Origin of the sequence: Massilia atriviolacea (genome assembly GCF_003953935.1) — a bacterium.
Lineage (GTDB): Bacteria > Pseudomonadota > Gammaproteobacteria > Burkholderiales > Burkholderiaceae_D > Telluria_A > Telluria_A atriviolacea.
In genome coordinates this window covers 112370-133657 of the sequence record NZ_RXLQ01000010.1, presented here as the reverse complement: position 1 = coordinate 133657, position 21288 = coordinate 112370, and the positions used below count along the sequence as shown (strand labels likewise).

The following is a 21288-nucleotide window of genomic DNA, read 5'->3' as shown; positions in this document are numbered from 1 at the left end:
TACTGGGCCACGCTCTGCGTCGATCGAGCCGGCTGCGACCGGCCGAACATAAAAAAAACCCTTGGAGGAGTCACCATGAAACGTCTGTCAAGCCAGCTCGGCTGGGCTGCGCTATCGATTTTCGGCGCCTGCGCGCTGGGCTACATCGCCCTCAAGCGCGGCGAAGCCATCAATGCAATCTGGATCGTCGCCGCCGCCGTCTGCGTCTACCTGATCGCCTACCGCTTCTACAGCTACTTTCTGGCTGACAAAGTGCTGGGACTCGACCCCAGGCGCCAGACCCCGGCCGAGAAATTCAACGATGGCCTCGACTATGTGCCGACGAATAAATATGTGCTGTTCGGCCACCACTTCGCGGCGATTGCCGGCGCCGGCCCCCTGGTCGGCCCGGTGCTGGCCGCGCAGATGGGTTACCTGCCCGGCATGATGTGGATCCTGGCCGGCGTGGTGCTGGCCGGGGCGGTGCAGGATTTCATCATCCTGTTCATCTCGACGCGGCGCGACGGCCGCTCGCTGGGCGACCTGATCAAATCCGAACTGGGCGACATTCCGGGCGTCATCGCCCTGCTCGGCACCTTCATGATCATGGTCATCATTCTGGCCGTGCTGGCGCTGATCGTGGTCAAGGCCCTGACCGGCTCGCCGTGGGGCAGCTTCACCGTGATGGCCACCATTCCCATCGCCCTGTTCATGGGCGTGTATTCGCGTTACGTGCGCGTCGGGCGGATCGGCGAAGTGTCGCTGATCGGCTTCGTGCTGCTGATGCTGGCCATTATCGGCGGCCAGTACGTGCAGGAACACGCGCTGCTCGGTCCGATGTTCACCTTTACCGGCACCGAACTGACCTGGATGCTGATCGGCTACGGTTTTGTCGCCTCCGTGATTCCCGTGTGGCTGCTGCTGGCGCCGCGCGACTACCTGTCGACCTTCCTGAAGATCGGTACCATCGTCGGCCTGGCGGTCGGGATCCTGATCGTCGCCCCGGACCTGAAGATGCCGGCCGTAACCAAGTTCATCGACGGCAGCGGCCCGGTCTGGTCGGGCAGCCTGTTCCCCTTCCTCTTCATTACCATCGCCTGCGGCGCGGTATCGGGCTTTCACGCCCTGATTTCGTCCGGCACCACGCCCAAGATGATCGAAAACGAACAGCACGCGCGCTTCATCGGCTACGGCGCGATGCTGATGGAGTCGTTTGTGGCCATCATGGCGCTGGTGGCGGCCTCGACCATCGAGCCGGGCATCTACTTCGCCATGAACAGCCCGGCCGCGATCCTGGGCACGACGGCCGAATCGGCGGCGGCGGCGGTGTCGCAGATGGGCTTTTACATCACCCCCGAGATGCTGACCCAGACCGCGAAAGATGTCGGCGAAAGCAGCATCGTCTCGCGCGCCGGCGGCGCCCCGACCCTGGCGGTGGGCATGGCCAACATCCTGTCGAACGTGATCGGCGGCCAGGCCATGATGGCCTTCTGGTACCACTTCGCGATCCTGTTCGAAGCCCTGTTCATCCTGACGGCGGTCGATGCCGGCACCCGCGCCGGACGCTTCATGCTGCAGGATCTGCTGGGCACCTTTGCGCCCTCGCTCAAGCGCACCGAATCGATCCCGGCCAACCTGATCGCCACCTCGCTGTGCGTGGCGGCCTGGGGCTACTTCCTCTACCAGGGCGTGGTCGATCCGCTGGGCGGCATCAACACCCTGTGGCCGCTGTTCGGCATCGCCAACCAGATGCTGGCCGGCATCGCCCTGATCCTCGCCACCTGCGTGCTGTTCAAGATGAAGCGCGCCAAATACGCCTGGGTAACCATGGTGCCGACCGCCTGGCTGCTGGCCTGCACCCTGACCGCCGGCTGGCAGAAGATGTTCCACGAGAACGTGCGGATCGGCTTCGTGGCCCATGCGCAGAAATTCCAGGCCGCAATCGACCAGGGCGTGGTGCTGGCGCCGGCCAAGTCGATGGCGCAGATGCACCAGATCGTGTTCAACGATTACCTCGATGCCTCGCTGGCGGGCTTTTTCATGTTCGTGGTGCTGTCGGTGCTGTTCTTCGGGGCGCGCACGGTGCTCAAGGCGCGCGCCGATGCCGCCCCGAGTTCGATGGAAACCCCGTTCGTGGCCAACGCGGTTGGCGCGGCCACGCCGGCATGAGCCTGTTCGGCAACCTGGCGGAGGCCGGGCGCGGACTGGCCCAGGCCGGCCGCTACCTCGGGCAGAGCATGCGCCTGATGGTCGGCTTGCCCGAGTACGACACCTACGTGGCGCACATGGAGGCGACCCATCCGGGCCAGCCGATGATGAGCTACGAAGAATTCTTCCGCGAGCGCCAGGAAGCGCGCTACGGCGGCGCGGGCAAGCGCGGCGGATGTTGCTGAGGGCCGGATAGGAAGAAGGGGACGCTGCGGCGTCCCCTTCGTTCTTTGTGCCAGCGCGTGTCGCTTTTTTTGACACTGTCCCGTCACGTTTGTTCCTTATCAAAGCCGGCCCGAATCAATGCCCGTATATTTTTCCTGCGGGACACATTTCCCGGACATTGATTTCTTTTGCCGGGCCGTCCCACCATGCTGAACTTCGAACGCTCAAGCCTGAACAAGAAACTGACGATCATCTCGTTCCTGTCGACCGGCACCGCCCTGTTCTTCGTCTTCATCGCCTTCGCCGTCACCTCCGTGCTCAGCCACCGCAAGGATGAAGGCATGCAATTGTCTTCCTTTGCCGGCGTGATCGGCACCAACAGCGTCGATGCGCTGATGTTCAACGACCGCGACCAGGCCAGCGCCACCCTGTCCGCGCTCAAGGCCAAGGTCGAAATTTCCAGCGCCGTCCTGTTCGACCGCAAGGGCAAGCTGTTCGCCCGCTATGTGCGCCCCGGCCACGCCGAGCCGGAAGCGAGCGCGCCCGAGATGAACCTGGACGAAGACGTGCTGGCCGAAGCGAGCCGCCAGGGCAGCCGCTTCTGGTCCAGCCGCATGCGCCTGTACCGCCCCATCATCAACGCCAATTACCAGGTCGGCATCGTCATGATCGAAGCCGACCTGACCCTGATGTGGCTCGACATCCTCAAGAGCCTGGGCATCATCGCGTGCGCCATGGGGGGCTCGCTGCTGATGTCGCTGATGCTGGCGAGCCGCTTCAAGGCCAGCATCGCCGACCCGGTCGCCAAACTCATCCACGCGGCGCAGAAGGTCTCGGCCAGCCAGAACTACAACCTGCGCATCGCCCACGAGCGCACCGACGAGATGGGCTCGCTGATCGACAGCTTCAACGCCATGCTGGCCCAGATCGAAGGGCGCGGCGCCGCCCTCACCCACCACCGCGACGAACTCGAACGCCAGGTCAGCGTGCGCACCGAGCAGCTGGAAAAGGCCAAGAATGCCGCCGAAGCCGCCAGCCGCGCCAAGAGCGCCTTCCTGGCCACAATGAGCCACGAAATCCGCACCCCCATGAATGGCGTGCTCGGCATGACCGAAATGCTGCTCGGCACCGCGCTGAACGAGACCCAGCGCAACTACACCAAGCTGGTCAAGCGTTCCGGCGAGCACTTGTTGGTAATCATCAACGACATCCTCGATTTTTCCAAGATCGAAGCGGGCAAGCTGTCGATCGAATACATCAATTTCAACCTGTGGGATTTGCTGGACGACATCAACACCATCTACACCCCGCAAGCGCAGGCCAAGGGGATCGCGCTCGATTTCGCGATCGCCAACGATATTCCGATCGCCATCTGCGGCGACCCCAACCGCCTGCGCCAGATCATGGCCAACCTGATCGGCAACGCCCTCAAGTTCACCGACCGCGGCCAGATCCTGGCCAGGGTCGATGTCGAAACCGAGGACGGCGCCAGCGTCGGCCTGCGCTTCGAGGTGCACGATACCGGCATCGGCGTCTCGCGCGAGGCGCGCAGCCGGATCTTCGACGCCTTTTCGCAGGCCGACAGTTCGACCACGCGCAAGTACGGCGGCACCGGCCTCGGGCTGGCCATCTCGCGCCAGCTGGTCGAACTCATGGGCGGCAAGATCGGGGTCGAGAACGCCCAGACCCAGGGCTCGGTGTTCTGGTTCACGGTCAGCTTCGACAAGCGCCGGGTCGACCCGAACATGCTCGACGCCAGCCTGCGCATGAGCGAAGGGATGCGCGTGCTGGTCGTCGACGAGCAGCCCGCCAGCCGCGCCAGCCTGGAACGCCAGCTGGCCGAGTGGCAGGTGGCCAGCGACAGCGCCGTCTCGGCGGCGGACGCGGTCGACCGCCTGCTGGAGGCGGCGCGCAACGGGCGCCCGTACGAAGTGGCGATCATCGACATGGACCTGCAGCGCACCAGCGGCCTGTCGCTGGCGGCCGGCATCAAGGGCGACCCGGCCACCAGCGCCACCCGCATCATGCTCATCAGCGACAACCGCCTGGCGGCCGACCCGGTGCAGCGGCGCGACGCCGGCGTGGCCTACCAGCTGATCAAGCCGGCGCGCGCGGCCGACCTGTTCGAATGCATCATGACGCGCCCGCGCGGCAAGCCGGCCAGCGCGCTGGCCGCCGCCCCGCTGGCGCCGCCACGCTCGCCGGCCGCGGCGGGCGGGCGCAAGCTGCGCCGCCAGCGCGTGCTGCTGGCCGAGGACAATCCGGTCAACGTCGAAGTGGCGACCGCCATGCTCGACTCGCTCGGCCTGGGCGTGTACTGCGCCCGCAACGGCGCCGAAGCGCTGGCCGCCGCCCGCACCGACGGCTACGACGTGGTGCTGATGGATTGCCAGATGCCGGTGATGGACGGCTTTGCCGCCACCGCCGAAATCCGCCGCCACGAACGCGAATGCGGACGCGCGCGCACCTTGCCGATCATCGCCATCACCGCCAACGCGCTGCAGGGCGACCAGGAAGCCTGCCTGGCGGCCGGCATGGACGACTACCTGAGCAAACCGTTCACGCAGCAGGAACTGGCGACCGTGCTGGGACGCTGGATCAGCCTGCCGCTGCCGGCCAGCGCCCAGCACGACGAACGCCCGGCGCCGCCGGCGCCGCCAGCGCCGCCGCCTTCGGCGCAGCGGCCCTCCGCCGCGCTGGTGGCGCCCGCGCACGGCGCCGTGCTGCGCGAGGGCGCGCCGCAGCGCGACGTGATCAACCGCCACGCGCTCGAAAACATCCGCGCGCTGAGCAAGGAGCGCGGCGACGCGCTGGTGCAGCGCGTGGTCGCGGCCTACGTCGGCGACACCCCGCAGCACCTGAACACGCTGCGCCAGGCGATTGCCGGCGTCGATCCCGGCAACCTGCGCAAGATCGCGCACAGCCTCAAATCGAGCAGCGCCAACGTCGGCGCCGAAACGCTGGCGCAGATGTGCAAAGACATGGAAACGCTGGGCCGCACCGACACCACCGAAGGCGCGTCCGGCATCCTTACCGACATGGAGCGGGAATTCCAGGCCGTGTGCCACTCGCTCAATGCCCTCCTAGAGAAGGAACATTAATCATGGCTGCTACCCCAATCAAACGCGGCGTCGTCCTGGTGGCGGACGACGATCCGGTCATGCGCCTGCTGATGCTGGAAATGCTCGGCCAGGTCGGACTGGACGCGATCGAAGCCGAGGACGGCCGCCAGGCGCTGGCGCTGTTCCAGAGCGTGGCGCCGGACCTGATCCTGCTCGACGTCGACATGCCGAACATGGACGGCTTCTCGGCCTGCCGCGAAATCCGCCGCATCGAGACCGGCGCGCCGGTGCCGATCATCATGGTCACCGGCGGCGACGACATCGAAGCGGTCACCAACGCGTATGAAGCCGGCGCCACCGACTTCGTATCCAAGCCGATCAACTGGCCGATCCTCGGGCACCGCGTGCTGTACGTGCTGCGCGCCAGCGACGCCATCGTGCGGCTGCGCATTGCCGACGCCCACAACCGCGCGGTGCTGGCAGCCATTCCCGACACCTTTTTCCGGCTCGGCAAGGACGGCGTGTATCTCGATTACGAACAGGGCCACGACGCCTCGGCCGCGATGCCGTCCGAGCCCTGCGTGGGCAAGCACATCACGGACGTGCTCCCGCGCGACATCGCCGAACGCCTGCTCGAACAGATGCACTGCGTGCTCGATACCCAGCATGTGCGCTCGGTCGAATATGAGCTGCTCAGCTTCGGCATCGCGCAGCACTTCGAAGCGCGCCTGGTCGCCACCGGTCCCGACGAAGTGCTCGGCCTGGTGCGCGATATCAGCGAACGGCGCCGCACCGAAGAACAGATCCGCCGCCTGGCCTACTGCGACAGCCTGACCGGCATCCCGAACCGCCAGGCCTTCCTCGAAACGCTGGAGCGCGAACTGCACCGCTCCAAGGTCGGCAAGAAGAAATTCGCGGTGCTGTTCATGGACCTCGATGCCTTCAAGCGCATCAACGACACCCTGGGCCACAACGTGGGCGACCATCTGCTCAAGATCGTCTCGGAGCGCCTGCGCGAAACCATCCGCCCGAGCGACCTGGTCTCGCGCGGCGACCAGTCGCACAACCTGGCGCGCCTGGGCGGCGACGAATTCACGATCCTCATTCCCGACCTGGAACGGGTCGAGAACGCGCTCAATGTGGCGCACCGGGTCAAGGAAGCGATGCGCCGCCCCTTCCTGATCGAAGGGCACGAGATCTTCGTCACCGCCAGCATCGGCATCTCGCTGTTCCCGGAAGACGGCGACGATTGCGATTCGCTGCTCAAGTTCGCCGACACCGCCATGTACCACGCCAAGAACTGCGGCAAGAACAACGCCAAGTTGTACAGTTCCTCGCTGACGATGCAGATCATGAGCCACGTGAAGCTCGAAGTGGGCCTGCGCAAGGCGCTCAGGAACGAAGAACTCTACCTGCTGTACCAGCCGCAGATCGATGTGTCCTCGGCCGGGATCGTCGGCGTGGAAGCGCTGGTGCGCTGGCGCCATCCGGAGCGCGGCATCATCTCGCCGACCGAGTTCATTCCGCTGGCCGAGGAAACGGGGCTGATCGTGCCGATCGGCGAATGGGTGCTGCGCACCGCCTGCAACCAGGCCAGGTCGTGGCAAAAGGCCACGGGGCGCGCGATCCGCATGGCGGTCAATCTGTCGGCCAAGCAGTTCAAGGATGAAAACCTGACCCAGATCGTGCTCTCGGCCCTGCACGATTCCGGGCTCGATCCGAAGATGCTGGAACTGGAACTGACCGAAGGCACGCTGATGGACGACGCCAAGGCCACCCTGGCGACGCTGGAGCAGCTGCGCGGGATCGGCGTGTACCTGTCGATCGACGATTTCGGCACCGGCTACTCGTCGATGAATTACCTCAAGCGCTTCGACGTGCGCGCGCTCAAGATCGACAAGAGCTTCATCTGCGGGCTGCCGCAGGATTCCGAGAATGCCGCGATCACGCGCGCCATCATCGCCATGGCGCATGGCTTGAAGATGGTGGTGGTCGCCGAAGGGGTGGAGACGGACGAACAGCTGGTGCTGCTGGAAGAATACGGCTGCGACCTGGTGCAGGGCTTTTACCTGGGACACCCTTCGCCGCACGAGTCGATCACGCTGATGCTCAACAAAGTCGGCGCACTGGCGCTGGCGATGAAGTAGCATCGCCCGCGCAGACCGGCATCGCACCGCCGCACCTGCCTGCCTTTATCCGTCGGCCCCGGCCAGGGGGGCGACGGCTGTCATTTGAACGTCAGGGTATGCCGCGCCGCCCCCGGCAGCAAGGGCGTCGGCTTCCCGCTCACCCAGTCCGCGTGGCCATCGAGGAAATACGGCGACAGCGGATGCCCGCTCTGCCCGCCGGGCATATTGAATACGCCCTGCTCTTCCCTCCCCGGCGACACCGTCATGCGCTCGGACTGGCCGAAATTTCGGCCCGACACGCGCGGCATGTGGGCATCCCCGGGCAGCATGTCGGGCGGCGCGCTGAGCCAGCGGGCCAGGAACGGCACTGCGGCGGCAATCGGATGCGCGATGGCGGCCGTATTCCGTTCGCCCCAGGTGGCCTTGTCCAGCGGCAGGCCCTCGGCCGCCAGCTCGGCGATCACCCGGTCGATGGCGGCCAGCTGCACCGACTGCCAGTTCGCATGCCCCGGCGGCAGCCAGGCCGCCGGCTGTTCATCGAGCAGGCGCGCCACTACCTCCGGCCAGCGCGGGGTGGCCAGCGCCACCTTCGACTTGGGATGAATCTGCGCCAGTTCGCCATCGGCCCCTTCGAACAGCAGGTCGCCGAGCGCCCACATAAAGTGGCGCGACAGGCGGTAGCCGCTTGACTCCACGCTGGCGCGCCCGCTCCAGCTTTTGTTCAACAGTTCCAGGAACTGCGCACGCTGCGGCTTGCCCTGCAGCGCCGCCGCATCGAGCGCCTTGATGGCGCGCGCGCGCCACGGCGCGATGAACAGCGCGCGGTCGTCGAGCGCCACGCCATACACGCCCGCGACATCGGTGCGCGGTCCGAGCGCGGCCAGCGCATCGCGGATCTGGCGGTTGCGCGCACCGATGTCGAAGCCGCCGTCGCCGAGAATCCGGGCACCGGGGCCGTTCAGCTGGCGGCTGTTGGCGGTCGAAATCTGGCCGCCGGGCGGATTGACCACGCGCGGATAATCGCTCGGCGCCAGCGCGCCGTCGAAGGTGGCCTGGCCGCCGTCGAGGAGCAGCGGGAAGGTGGCGCCGCTACCGGGCTGGCTGCGGCGCGGCAGCGCGCCCGAGATGGTCCAGCCGATATTGCCCTTGTCGTCGCCGCCGACGAAATTCTGCGAGGGGATGCCGATGGTGGCGGCCACCGCCAGCGCTTCATCGAGCGTGTCGACCGTCTCCAGCCGGATCGGATGCAGGTTGAGCGAGGCCGGCGCATGCGCCAGCCAGTGGATCGCGTACGGCTTGCCGCCGGCGTCGCGCACCGGGCCGAACGAGGTGTCCTGCACCGTCATCCGCTCGGCGGGCGCGCCCTTGACCAGGATGGTTTCGACCACGGTGGCCGGTTTCTCCCAGCCGGCGGGCGTGCGCAATTCGCCCGCGCGCCGGGCGTCCTGGCCCAGCATCACCAGGTCGAGCAGGTCGGCGTAGCTGTTGGTATAGCCCCAGGCCACGCGGCCGTTGCTGCCGGCGATGATGACCGGCGGCGCGCCCGGCAGGGTGACGCCGACGATGCGCCGTGGCGCGCCTTTGGCGTCCGGGTAGCGGATCGCCAGCCGGTACCAGATGTTCGGCAGCGACAGGCCCAGGTGCATGTCGTCGGCGACGATGGCCGCGCCATCCTTGCTGCGGCTGCCCGCCACGGCCCAGTTATTGCTGCCGACCGCATCGATGAAGTCGACCGAGGCCAGCTTGTTCGCCTGCGGCTTGCCCGGCTTGCCCCACCACGCCGGCGGCGCGGGCGGAATCGGGGCTTGTGTGAAGTCGACGCCGGCGGCGTCGAGCGGGGCGTCCCACTTGCTGGCCTCGGGCAGCAGGAAGGCCAGTTGGGCGGCGTCGCTGCGCTCGCGGATCCAGCCGCGCGTCAGTTCGCGCGGTTCGGCCGTGCCTTGCAGGTCGAAGTACATCGCGCACACGACCAGCAGCGAGTCCTCCACGCTCCACGGGCGCGGCTTGACGCCGATCAGGGCGTACTCGAACGGGTTGGCGCTGAGCGAATTCAGCCCGGCGTTGACGCCAGCCACGTAGCGCTCCAGCAGCAGGCGGTCGGCGGGATTGAGCAGCGTGAGCGAGGCGGCCACGCGCGCGCGGAAGCGGTGCAGGCGGTTGGCGCGGTCGCGCGGCAAGGCGCGCGCGCCGAACAGTTCGGACAGTTCGCCGGCGCCCACGCGGCGCAGCAGGTCCATCTGGAAGAAGCGTTCCTGCGCGTGCACGAAGCCGGTGGCGTAGGCGATGTCGGCGCGCCGATCGCCGCTGATCAGCGGCACGCCGCGCTCGTCGCGGGCGACAGTCACCGGGGCCGACAGGCCGGGCGCCTTGATCTCGCCATCGAGCCGGGCCAGGCTGGCGCGCAGGTACAGCCACACGGCGAGCGCGGCGAGCACCAGCAGGACAAGAAGGCCGACCAGCAGCCGCAACGACCAGACTTTGATTCCACGCGTACGCATAACTCTCCCCGGATTGATTTCGCAAAGCATCTTGCCAGAAAAATCGTGCACGGCGCAAACATTGTTGGCGGCCCGACCATGATGAGACTAGAACAACGAAGTGGTTCCCCGGAGCGCTTTGATATGGATCACGCCCCTGCCCGACGGTCCTCTTAAGCTGGATCAAGGCGACGCGGCCGCGCGCCAAGCGGCCGCGCATAAAGGAGATTGCGATGCGACAGTTGATGACGGTCTTGTTCGGCGCGCTCTTGCTCGCGGGCTGCACCACGCCGCAGCAAAGGGCCGCCGCGGCGCAGGCGGAGATGGAAAGGACGATGGTGGTGTACGGGCCGGCGTGTTCGAAGCTTGGCTATCCGGCCAATTCGGACACGTGGCGCAATTGCGTGCTGCAACTTAGCGCGCGCGACGATCTGCAGCGCTATGGTTATCCGCACTATTATGGGGCGCTGGGACGCTCGCACTGGTCGCTGGGCGGGTATTGGGGGCCGTATTGGGGGCCGTACTGGTAGCGCTTGCCCATCGGCGGGCAAAACCGGCCTTGGTCAGCGCCACGCGCGACGCCAGCAGTTGCGCGATGAGGGCTTGCGCATGGCGCAGCAGTGCCGGATGGCGGGCGTCGCGCGGGTGCAGGGCCAGCCGGATGAGGGGCGCGTCGCGCAGCAGCCAGGCGAGCATTGTGGCGGCGCGCGGGGACACGATGCGCCCGGTGCGGTTGCGGGCGGCGTACACCAGCGATGGGGAGAGCACGGCGTCGGCATGCTGCGGCGTCGGCGCGGGCAACTTGGGTTCCCGCCTGGGCGGGAACGACGGTGGCAAAGGCGCGGGCAACTCCGGTTCCCGCCTGCGCGGGGACGACGGTGGCAAAGGCGCGGGCAACTTGGGTTCCCGCCTGCGCGGGAACGACGGTGGCAAAGGCGCGGGCAACTCCGGTTCCCGCCTGCGCGGGAAGGACGGTGGCAAAGGCGCGGGCGACTCGGTTTCCCGCCTGCGTGGGGACGACGGTGGTGAAGGCATGGGAGAAGGCACGTCTTGAGGAGGCACCGATTGCTGCGGGCCGGGCTCTGGCGGCTCGGCTTGCTGCTGCTTCGGCATCAGGCAATGAAAATGACGCCAGGTCGTCGTGTACATGAAGGAATAACTGCGCACGGCCTCCCACGCGCCGTCACCGAGCAGCCACGCGGGCGCGACGAAGCCGTGCACGGGCCAGCCGCGCGCGTCGAACCAGGCCAGGCCCAGGTCGATGCGGCGCCGCGCTTCGGCGGCATCGAGCGCGGCGAACTCGCCCTCCCCTTCGGTATACACCCTGCGCAGGAAGCGGTCGCGCCAGCCGCCCAGCGGCGCGGCGGTGTCGAGGTGGGTGTCGCCGTGCAGGGCCAGTTCGTGGCCATCGGCGAGCATGGCGCCGAGCGCCGCGTCGACATCCGGCGCAGACGCTTGACTGCCGTGCCAGCGCGGCACCACCAGCCACGTCAGGGGAATGTCCGCGACCTCGCGCACCGCTTGCAGCAGGCGCAGGCAGTCGGGCCAGGTGGCCGGCGCCACGTCGTGGATGACGACGCACAGCGCCGGCCGCTCGGCGCCAGGCGCGCACGCGCCGATGGCCTGCGGCCCGCCGCGCCCGGGCAGGTCCTCATTCGGCGGCGCAGGCACGGCCGGCCTCCAGGTCGGACCGCGCGCGCGATGCCAGGAGGCCGGCGTAGCGGTTCATCAGCTGCGGCATGATGCGGTTCCAGTCGTACTGTTCGCGCGCCTTGCGCGATGCCGCGCGCGCCATGCCGGCCATGTCCTTGCGGTAGATCGCTTCGATGCCGGCCGCCAGCGCATCGGCGCTGTTCGGCGGCACCACGATGCCGCTGCTGTCGTCGATCAGTTCGGCCACGCTGCCGCCGCGCGTGCCCACCACCGGCAAGCCGCAAGCCATCGCCTCGGGCACGATCAGGCCGAAGGTTTCGCAATCGCCAGGATGGACCAGCACGTCGCAACTGGCCAGCAGGCGCGCCAGCACGCGCTGGTCGCGCTGGAAGCCGATCAGGCTGGCCTGCGCGCAGCGCGGCGCCTGGCCTGCGCCGCCGATCAGCAACAGGTGGTATGGCGGTCCCAGCTTGCGCACCGCGTCGGCCAGCACCGCCAGCTTTTTGTCGGCGGTGAAGCGGCCGGCATACACCAGCAGGCGCGTCTCCGGCGCCAGCCCCAGCTCGCGGCGCAGGGACTCGCTGCGCCGCTGCGGCGAGAAGGTGTGGATGTCGATCCCGAGCGGCTGGTGCACGGCGTCGCGCACGCCGATGGCGGCCAGCTGGTTCACCATCAGCCGGCTCGGCGCGAGCACCAGGTCGAATTGCCGGTACAGCTGCGCCAGGTAGGCGCTTGCGGCGCGCCGCGCGGCCGGGCCGAAGCGTTCGTGCACCAGGCGCGGCAGGTCGGAATGGTAGAAGGCCACCGCCGGCACGCCCAGCCGGCGCCGCACGCGCAGCGCGGCCCACGCCGCGTGGAAGGCGTCGCCCGCTTCGATCAGGTCGGGCTGCAGGCCGAGCATCAGGCGCGTGGGCGCGCCCACCGAGAGCGGCAGGCGGTAGCCGTTCATGCCCGGAACAGCCAGGGCGGGAACGCGCAGCAGCGCCGGCGTGCCGCCGCCGCTGTCGACATTGGTGCTGAGGATGGTATGGCGCACGCGCTTGCGCTGCGCCAGCCAGGCGGCCTTGGCGTTGAGATAGGTGCTCACGCCGCCGCCTTCGGCGGCATAGAACATGGTGATGTCGACGAGGTGCATGCTGGTGCGCTCGATTGAGAGAGCTCACCTTAGCAGCGCAAACAGCGCGGAGTTTGAGCGCGCGCAAACGCGCGCGGGCGCTGGCGCCCTTACAGCACCTGGGCTTGCCTCAATGCCGCAATCGCCTCGGCGTCATAGCCGAGGCTGGCAAGGACTTCATCGGTGTGCTGGCCCAGGGTCGGGCCGAGCCAGCGGGTCCGGCCCGGCGTGGCCGACAATTTGGGCGTGATGGCGGGCATCTTGACCGGCGTGCCGTCGCTGAACCGGTGCTGCTCGAACATCTCGCGCGCGAGAAATTGCGGGTCGCTCATCATGTCGCGCACCGAGTAGATTTTGCCGGCCGGGACATCGGCCGCCTTCAGGGTTGCCAGCGCGCTGTCGATGCTCTGCGTGGCGCACCAGGCCTGGATGGCCTCGTCGATCTCGGCGCTGCGCGGCACGCGCCCGTCGTTGCGCGCCAGTTGGGCGTCGCCGGCCATGTCGATGCGGCCCATGGCCAGCATCAGGCGCTTGAAAATGGCGTCGCCATTGCCGGCGATGACGATGTTCTCGCCGTCGCCGGTGGTGTAGGTATTCGACGGCACGATGCCCGGCAGCGCGCCGCCGGTGCGCTCGCGCACCACGCCGGCGTGGTCGTACTCGGGCACGAGCGATTCCATCAGGTTGAACACGGATTCGTACAGGGCCACGTCGACCATCTGCCCTTCCCCGTTTACGCGCCCGCCGGTGGCGTCACGGTGGCGCAGCGCCATCATGGCGCCGATCACGCCGTGCAGCGCGGCCACCGAATCGCCGATCGACACGCCCACCCGCACCGGCGGGCGGTCGGCGTGGCCGGACACGTAACGCAGTCCGCCCATCGATTCGCCGATGGCGCCGAAGCCCGGCTGGTCCTTCATCGGCCCGGTCTGGCCGAAGCCGGACAGGCGCACCATGATCGCGGCCGGATTGAGGGCCTTGACCTGTTCGTAGCCGATGCCCCATTTTTCGAGCACGCCGGGGCGGTAGTTTTCGATGATGATGTCCGCTTCCAGCGCCAGCTGGCGGGCGATGGCGCGCCCGCGTTCATCCTTCATGTTGAGCGTGATGCTCTTCTTGTTGCGCGACTGGACCGACCACCACAGCGAGGTGCCGTCCTTGAGGATGCGCCACTGGCGGATCGGATCGCCGCCGTCGGGCGCTTCGACCTTGATCACGTCGGCGCCGAATTCGGCCAGCATGCGCGCGCAGAACGGGCCTGCGATCAAGGTGCCCAGTTCCAGCACCTTGATGCCGGCCAGCGCGCCGGGTGCGGGCGTCGCCGTCGACATCAGGTGCTGCGCCGGTCGAGCATCGCGCGCGCGATAGTGCCCGGGTCGACGTATTCGAGTTCGCCGCCGACCGGCACGCCGCGCGCCAGGCGGCTGACCTTCAGGCCGCGTGCCTTGAGCATCTCGCTGATGTAGTGCGCGGTGGCTTCGCCTTCGTTGGTGAAATTGGTCGCCAGGACCACTTCCACGACCACGCCGTCGGCCGCGCGGCCCAGCAGTTTTTCGAGATGGATGTCCTTGGGACCGATGCCGTCGAGCGGCGACAGGCGGCCCATGAGGATGAAGTAGCGGCCCTTGTAGGTCAGGGTCTGCTCGATCATCATCTGGTCGGCCGGCGTCTCGACCACGCACAGCAAGGCGGTGTCGCGCTGCTCGTCGAGACACAGGTCGCAGACCTCGGTTTCGGAGAAGGTATTACACAGCGCGCAGTGGTGCACCGCGTCGACTGCCTGGTACAGCGCGCGCGAGAGCATGGCTGCGCCCTCGCGGTCGTGCTGCAGCAGGTGGAACGCCATGCGTTGCGCCGACTTCGGGCCCACGCCGGGCAAACGGCGCAGCGCTTCGGTCAGGAAGTCGAGCGATTTCGACATGCGGTTCTACTAAGCGCTTACGATGCGCTTAGAACGGCATCTTGAAGCCGGGCGGCAGCTGCATGCCGGCGGACAGGCCGCTCATTTTTTCGGCGGAGGTCGCTTCGGCCTTGCGCACGGCGTCGTTGAAGGCGGCGGCCACCAGGTCTTCCAGCATGTCCTTGTCGTCGGCCAGCAGCGACGGGTCGATGGTAACGCGCTTGACGTCGTTCTTGCAGGTCATGACGATCTTCACGAGGCCGGCGCCGGACTGGCCTTCGACTTCGACGGACGCCAACTGCTCCTGCGCCTTCTTCATGTTGTCCTGCATGGCTTGCGCCTGTTTCATCAAGCCTGCGAGCTGGTTCTTCATCATGGTGGTTCTCCGGGATTTTAAGGAATTGGAATAAGGATTTGGACAATACGGGTGATCGGGTCAGGCCGGCGCGCCTGGGGCGGGACGCACCGAGCCGGGCACGATGAACGCGCCGAGGTCGCGCATCACGTCCTTGACGAAAGGATCGTTGGCCACGGTTTCCTCGGCCACGCGCTGGCACTCTTCGCGGTAGGCGATCGCCTCGGCGCTGGCGGTGTACCACACCGGGCCGATGTCGATCTCCAGGTGGACCTTGGTATGGGCGAAGCGCTCCTGCAGCGCGGCGCACAGTTTTTCGGTATTGCCGCTGGCGCGCAGGGTGTCGATCGGCACGCGCAGGTTGAAGGTGGTGACGTTTCCGTCCACCACGCACGACACCAGCTCCGTTTGCAGCGCCAGTTGCTGCGACACGCCGCGCAGGGCCAGGCCGGCGGCCAGGCCCGGCCAGTTGCCGTCCCAGTCGATCTGGGGAACCGGCGTGATGACGTAGGCGTGGCGCGGACGCGCCGGCGCGCGCGCGGCGGCAAGCGGCATCGCCTCTTGCGCGACGGCGGTGTCGTCGGAAAATTCGGTGACCCAGGACGGCGGTTCGCTGTCGTCCTGCATCTCGGGATAGTGCGCTGCGGGCATCGGCGGCATCGGCGGCATCGGCGGCGCGGGCGGCGCTTGCGGTGCGGGCGCGGCGGCCTGCGGCTCGCCCTGCTCCCACGGCGGCGGCGCTTTCGGCGCTGCCGCTGCGGGCTCGGGTTCGGCAGGCGGCGGCGCTGCCGCCGCCGCGGCGGCAGCCTGGTTCGACATCGCGGTCGGACGGCGCGGCGACGACGTCTGTCCCCGGCTGGCCGAGCGCGCCGCTTCGAGTGCGGCGTTGATGGCGGCGCGCGCCGAATTCATGGCCGGCACGCTGGCCGGCGGCGCGGCTGGCGGCGCAGGCGGCGCCGCCTGTTGTACGGGCGGCGGCGGTGGCGCCGCCGGCGCGCTCACCGCGGCGTGGCTGGCGACGGCCGCCGACGCGGCGCGTGCCGGAACGGCGGCAGCTGCGGCAGCGGCGGCGCGCGCCGGTGCCGGCGACCGGGCCGCCGACGAACCGCCCGGCGGCGCGCCTTCGGCGCCACCGTTACCGGGGCGGAAAGCGAGCATGCGCAAGAGCGTCATGGTGAAGCCCGCGTATTCGTCCGGCGCCAGGCCGATCTCGTTGCGGCCGTGGACGGCGATCTGGTAATACAGCTGCACTTCCTGGGCGTCGAAGGCCTGCGCCAGGCGCAGGATGTCGGCCAGTTCGGGCAGGTCTTCGGGCACGGCGGAGGGCACGCTTTGCGCCAGCGCGATCCGGTGCAGCAAGGTGCCGAGGTCCTGCAGCGCGCCGTTGTACGACAGGCTGCGGCTGGCCATTTCGTCGGCCACCGCCATCAGGTCGGCGCCGTCCTGCGCCAGCAAGGCGTCGAGCAGGCGCACCAGGTAAGTCTGGTCGAGCGCGCCGAGCATGCCCTGCACCGCGTCGAGCGTGACTTCGCCGGCCGCGTAGGCGATCGCCTGGTCGGTCAGCGAGAGCGCGTCGCGCATCGAGCCGTGCGCGCCCTGGGCCAGCAGGCGCAGCGCGGGCTGCTCGAAGCTGATGCCTTCCTGGCCGAGGATGTTGTCGAGGTGGCTGATGATATGCCCCGGCGGCATCTGCTTGAGATTGAACTGCAGGCAGCGCGACAGCACGGTGACGGGAATTTTTTGCGGATCGGTGGTCGCCAGGATGAACTTGACGTGCTCGGGCGGCTCTTCCAGCGTCTTGAGCATGGAGTTGAAGGCGTGGTTGGTCAGCATGTGCACCTCGTCGATCATGTAGACCTTGAAGCGCGCGTTCGACGGGGCGTAGACAGCCTGTTCCAGCAGCTGCGCCATTTCGTCGACGCCGCGGTTGGACGCCGCGTCCATCTCGATATAGTCGACGAAGCGGCCGGCGTCGATCGCGGTGCAGGCTTCGCACGCGCCGCAGGGGGTGGCGGTGATGCCGCCGTTGCCGTCGGGGCCGATGCAGTTGAGCGACTTGGCCAGGATGCGCGACAGGGTCGTCTTGCCGACACCGCGCGTGCCGGTAAACAGATAGGCATGGTGCAGGCGGCCGCTTTGCAGCGCGTGCGTCAGGGCGCGCACCACGTGCTCCTGGCCGACGAGCGTGTCGAAATTCTTGGGTCGGTATTTGCGGGCGAGGACTTGATAGGACATGCTGAATTTTACCGTAGATAGCGAACGCGGGGGCTTCCCGCTGCCCGAAAAGGCCATTGTAGCAAGAGCGCGCGCGAATGCGAAACCGCCGCCTGTGCAAGCGCTGTTTTACAAGGAAAGTCGGGGGAGTGACGGCGAGGTACTGAGGGGAGATCGAAAGAGGCGAGCCTGATCTGCGGCACTTATGGTTAACGGCCGTGGCTGCTTCGTTCCCGACCTGACCAGGTTAGCCATGCCACAATGCGCAGGGGCCCGCCAGCGACAATTATAACCGACCGCGAGGATTTGTGGGAGTGCGTTCGTCGCGACCGGTGCAATAACAGGCAAGCCCGCCCCCGCCGTCTCCCGCAGTGCCGGAAACGACGGCGTGAAGCGTGGCTATATGCCCAGCTCCTGCCAGATCGCATCGACCTTCGCCTTCACTTCCGGCGTCATGCTGATCGTGGTGCCCCACTCGCGATTGGTTTCCCCCGGCCACTTGTTGGTGGCGTCGATCCCCATCTTGCTGCCCAGGCCGCTGACCGGCGAGGCGAAGTCGAGGTAATCGATCGGCGTGTTATCGACCAGCAAGGTGTCGCGCATCGGATCGACCCGCGTGGTGATGGCCCAGATCACCTCTTTCCAGTCGCGGATATTCACGTCTTCATCGACCACCACGATGAACTTGGTATACATGAACTGGCGCAGGAAGCTCCACACCCCGAACATGACGCGCTTGGCGTGGCCGGCGTACTGCTTCTTCATCTGCACCACGGCCATGCGGTAGCTGCAGCCTTCGGGCGGCAGGTAGAAGTCGGTGATTTCGCTGAACTGCTTTTGCAGCAGCGGAATGAAGACTTCGTTCAGTGCCACGCCGAGCACGGCCGGCTCGTCGGGCGGCTTGCCTGTATAGGTGGAGTGATAGATGGGATCGCGCCGCATGGTGATGCGGTCGATGGTCAACACCGGAAAACTGTCCTGCTCATTATAGTAACCGGTGTGGTCGCCGAAGGGCCCCTCCAGCGCATGCTCGTAGCCGGTCGGATGGGTCGGATCGGCGTAAATATGCCCTTCCAGCACGATCTCGGCCGAGGCCGGCACGCGCAGCTCGCTGCCGATGGCCTTGGTCAGCACCGTGCGGCTGCCGCGCAGCAAACCGGCGAACTGGTATTCGGACAGGCTGTCCGGCACCGGCGTGACCGCCCCGAGGATGGTGGCCGGGTCGGCGCCCAGCGCCACGGCCACCGGGTACGGCTGGCCCTTGGTGGCGATGCCGTGCTCGCGGAAGTCGAGCGCGCCGCCACGGTGCGCCAGCCAGCGCATGATGACCTTGTTCGGCCCGATGACCTGCTGGCGGTAGATGCCCAGGTTCTGGCGCTTCTTGTTCGGCCCCTTGGTAACGACCAGCCCCCAGGTAATTAAGGGCGCGATGTCGCCCGGCCAGCAATGCTGGATCGGCAGGCGCGCCAGGTCGACGTCGGCGCCTTCCCAGACGATGTCGTGGCAGGCGGCGCCGCGCACTTCTTTCGGCGACATGTCCCACACGGCCTTGACCAGGGAACCGAGGCCCATCAGGTCCTTGAAGCCTTTCGGCGGTTCCGGCTCCTTGAGGCGCGCCAGTACATGGCCGATCTTGCGCAACTCGCCCACGTCGTCGGCGCCCATGCCGAGCGCGACCCGGCGCGGCGTGCCGAACAGATTGCCGAGCACGGGAATCGTGTGACCGGTCGGATTCTCGAACAAAATGGCCGGCCCGGCGGCCCGCAAAGCGCGGTCGCACACCTCAGTCATCTCCAAATACGGCGAAACAGGCAAGGAAATGCGCTTCAATTCGCCCATTTCTTGCATTTTCGCCATGAAATCGCGCAAGTCTACATAGTTCATCGTTTTTTAATTCTTTTTTTCATGTGAGCATGGTTGTTCAATTAGCCATGGCAAGTTGTTGATTTCATAGGGCTTTGCTGCGATGCAGCAGAAAAAGCTAGATCTAAAAGTAATATAGAATGTTTGTGTTAGTATTGACTTAGTATATACCCGCTTCTACAATTCGCCCTACTTGATGAGCAGGCACCGTCCACGGACACGATTCTAGCCTGTCTCATAACTTCACGGGGTCGGGGCCCCAATGACATTTTAAGGAGTGTTTTCAATAGGCGTCTGCCTTCTCCCCCGAAAAAGTTGTTTTGCCACTGGTCCAATACCACAGGGAACGACCAGCTGTAGCGAGCAATGACGGCGTTAATCGCCTGCCCGAGCGGCGGCGATGGACGATATTTCTGATGCACGGCATTTGTCAGCCCGCTGCGCCAACGCGCGGTGTCGGGACGGCTTTTTCCGCGACAAAGGGGAATTCGATGATACATCGTTTCAACGGGGCGACAGCAAAGCTCGCCCAAACCATGGCCAGCCAGCCAGTCACGTGGTCTTCCGTGAGCAAAACGGCGCGTGGTCTCCTGACCACCATGCAACATACTTTGACGTTCTTTGGTGTTTCCGCCCTGGCCATGATGGCCTTGATGTACCTGCGTCCGGAACTGGCGCACGAAGCGTCGCAGATGCTGGCGCCGCCGGCCAAGCCGGCGCCCGCCGTCGCGCGCGCGCCCGTACAGGCGCCCGCCCTGTCGGCCCTGATGTCGGCGCCCGCGCCGGCGGTGCTGGCTGAAAACCAGCCGCCGATCCTGGCGCTCGACGAGAAGGCCCTGCAGGCCAACCGCAAGCAGCAGGAATTCGTCACCACCTGGCTGTCCAAGCGCTACCGCGTGGCCGGCGACGCGGCCGACATGCTGGTCTCGACCGCCTATTCCACGGCGCGCGAAATCAAGCTCGATCCACTGCTGATCCTGGCGGTGATGGCGATCGAATCGGGCCTGAATCCCTTTGCCGAGAGCCCGGTGGGCGCGCAGGGACTGATGCAGGTGATGTCGAAGATTCACCACGAGAAGTTCCAGGACATGGGCGGCACCCAGGCTGCGCTCAATCCGGTGGCCAATATCCGCGTCGGTTCGCTGATCCTGAAGGAATACGTGAAACGCGGCGGTTCGGTGGAAGCCGGCCTGAAGACCTACGTGGGCGCCGCGGCGTTCGAAACCGACCAGGGCTACGGCTCGCGCGTGCTGAACGAGTACCAGAAGCTCAAGCTGGTGGCGAGCGGCAAGAAAGTGCCGACCTTTACCGCGCCGGCCGCACCGAAACCGGTTCTCCCGGAAAAGGCATCGCAGGAGCAGATCGCCGGTTTGTGATCGCTGCACTATATATATAGTGGGATACCAAAAAGCCCGATGTCCGCATCGGGCTTTTTTGCGTCCGTCGGGCTATCCGGGGGCGCCGGCTGCCGGCACGGACGGGCGGAATGCGCGCGCGTGCTCCCCCGGAGCGAGGCCGGCTTGCTGGAAGAGCGATAGCGCGGCAATCGCCGCCAGGGGGACAGGAAATGGCGCGCACGCAAAAAAACGCGCGTGCGGCAGCTGATGGAGGCGATTGCCGCGCGGACGCCAGGGGGCCTGCGCGGGCGCTGCGTTGCGCCGTTGGCGGAAACGCTGGATCAGCGGCGGGTGTCGGCCGCGACTTCGTCGGCGCGCAGCTTCGGCGCCAGTTTGTCGAGTACGCCGTTGACGTACTTGTGGCCATCGATACCGCCGAAGGACTTGGTCAGCTCGACCGCTTCGTTGATGACGACGCGGTAAGGAATATCGAGGTTGTTTTTCAGCTCGAACGCGCCGATCAGCAGCACGGCGTGCTCGATCGGGGACAGTTCGGCCACGCCGCGGTCGATCAGGGGCGCGAACGCTTCGCGCAGGGCCACCGAATCCTTGATGGCGCCGTACAGCAGGACCGCGAAATGGTCGGCGTCGGCTTTTTCGAAACCGTGCGCTGCCCGGATGTTTTTCACGACCGTGGTGGCGTCTTCATTGTTCAGCAGCCATTGATACAGTCCCTGCAAGGCGAATTCGCGCGCCCGGTGACGCGGCGTGCGGTTCTTGCTGGGATTGGCGTGCGTGGTTTTCTCTGTCATGGTGTTCTTACCTTCTTATT

At 66.8% G+C, this 21288-nt stretch carries 14 protein-coding genes and 1 other RNA gene; 5 read left to right on the top strand and 10 right to left on the bottom strand.

Translation table 11 applies throughout. The features are described 5' to 3' along the window. The first annotated feature begins 75 nt into the window (after window positions 1-75). The 4 genes from EJB06_RS19470 to EJB06_RS19455 all read left to right on the top strand — a co-directional run bounded on the left by EJB06_RS19470 (window position 76) and on the right by EJB06_RS19455 (window position 7561). Complete coding sequence (locus tag EJB06_RS19470; protein WP_126075685.1) at window positions 76-2148, top strand: carbon starvation CstA family protein; 2073 nt, start codon at window positions 76-78, stop codon at window positions 2146-2148. Continuing rightward, complete coding sequence (locus tag EJB06_RS19465; protein WP_126075684.1) at window positions 2145-2372, top strand: YbdD/YjiX family protein; 228 nt, start codon at window positions 2145-2147, stop codon at window positions 2370-2372. Before EJB06_RS19470 ends, EJB06_RS19465 begins: the two co-directional genes overlap by 4 nt. A 186-nt stretch (window positions 2373-2558) precedes the next feature. Then, on the top strand, window positions 2559-5453 hold the full coding sequence (locus EJB06_RS19460; protein ID WP_126075683.1) for a response regulator: 2895 nt from the start codon (window positions 2559-2561) through the stop codon (window positions 5451-5453). A 2-nt stretch (window positions 5454-5455) separates the two neighbouring features. Then, the gene (locus EJB06_RS19455) at window positions 5456-7561 is read left to right on the top strand and encodes a putative bifunctional diguanylate cyclase/phosphodiesterase (protein ID WP_126075682.1); all 2106 of its coding nucleotides are present in this window, start codon (window positions 5456-5458) and stop codon (window positions 7559-7561) included. An 80-nt stretch (window positions 7562-7641) separates the two neighbouring features. On the opposite strand, the gene EJB06_RS19450 is transcribed toward EJB06_RS19455, so the two are convergent. From EJB06_RS19450 to ubiD, 9 genes are all read right to left on the bottom strand, one after another. Further along, a complete protein-coding gene (locus tag EJB06_RS19450) occupies window positions 7642-10041 on the bottom strand; it encodes a penicillin acylase family protein (RefSeq protein WP_126075681.1) in 2400 nt (799 codons plus the stop codon). Window positions 10042-10434: 393 nt separating this feature from the next. After that, window positions 10435-11691: a DUF2334 domain-containing protein gene (locus EJB06_RS32595; RefSeq protein ID WP_229427164.1), complete on the bottom strand. Its 1257-nt coding sequence runs from the start codon at window positions 11689-11691 to the stop codon at window positions 10435-10437. Further along, window positions 11672-12808, bottom strand: coding sequence for a glycosyltransferase (locus tag EJB06_RS19435; RefSeq protein ID WP_126075679.1), 1137 nt, complete (start codon window positions 12806-12808; stop codon window positions 11672-11674). Before EJB06_RS19435 ends, EJB06_RS32595 begins: the two co-directional genes overlap by 20 nt. A gap of 89 nt (window positions 12809-12897) precedes the next feature. Next, on the bottom strand, window positions 12898-14118 hold the full coding sequence (locus tag EJB06_RS19430) for a CaiB/BaiF CoA transferase family protein (RefSeq protein WP_126075678.1): 1221 nt from the start codon (window positions 14116-14118) through the stop codon (window positions 12898-12900). Next, on the bottom strand, window positions 14118-14708 hold the full coding sequence (recR, locus tag EJB06_RS19425) for a recombination mediator RecR (protein ID WP_126075677.1): 591 nt from the start codon (window positions 14706-14708) through the stop codon (window positions 14118-14120). Before recR ends, EJB06_RS19430 begins: the two co-directional genes overlap by 1 nt. Before the next feature lie 28 nt (window positions 14709-14736). Beyond that, complete coding sequence (locus tag EJB06_RS19420; protein WP_126075676.1) at window positions 14737-15063, bottom strand: YbaB/EbfC family nucleoid-associated protein; 327 nt, start codon at window positions 15061-15063, stop codon at window positions 14737-14739. 60 nt (window positions 15064-15123) lie between these two features. After that, the gene (locus EJB06_RS19415) at window positions 15124-17277 is read right to left on the bottom strand and encodes a DNA polymerase III subunit gamma/tau (protein ID WP_126075675.1); all 2154 of its coding nucleotides are present in this window, start codon (window positions 17275-17277) and stop codon (window positions 15124-15126) included. A 158-nt stretch (window positions 17278-17435) separates the two neighbouring features. Next, an RNA gene (ffs, locus tag EJB06_RS19410) (signal recognition particle sRNA small type) lies at window positions 17436-17534 on the bottom strand. 121 nt (window positions 17535-17655) lie between these two features. Continuing rightward, window positions 17656-19140 carry a 4-hydroxy-3-polyprenylbenzoate decarboxylase gene (gene ubiD, locus EJB06_RS19405; protein ID WP_126075674.1) on the bottom strand — a complete coding sequence of 495 codons (1485 nt, stop codon included), beginning with the start codon at window positions 19138-19140 and terminating at the stop codon, window positions 17656-17658. Window positions 19141-19709: 569 nt separating this feature from the next. Between ubiD and EJB06_RS19400 the strand changes: the two genes are divergently transcribed. Further along, window positions 19710-20495 carry a transglycosylase SLT domain-containing protein gene (locus EJB06_RS19400; protein ID WP_370660141.1) on the top strand — a complete coding sequence of 262 codons (786 nt, stop codon included), beginning with the start codon at window positions 19710-19712 and terminating at the stop codon, window positions 20493-20495. Between the two features lie 302 nt (window positions 20496-20797). On the opposite strand, the gene nusB is transcribed toward EJB06_RS19400, so the two are convergent. Then, window positions 20798-21268, bottom strand: a complete 471-nt coding sequence (gene nusB / locus EJB06_RS19395; protein WP_126075672.1) for a transcription antitermination factor NusB — start codon at window positions 21266-21268, stop codon at window positions 20798-20800. Window positions 21269-21288: the final 20 nt, after the last annotated feature.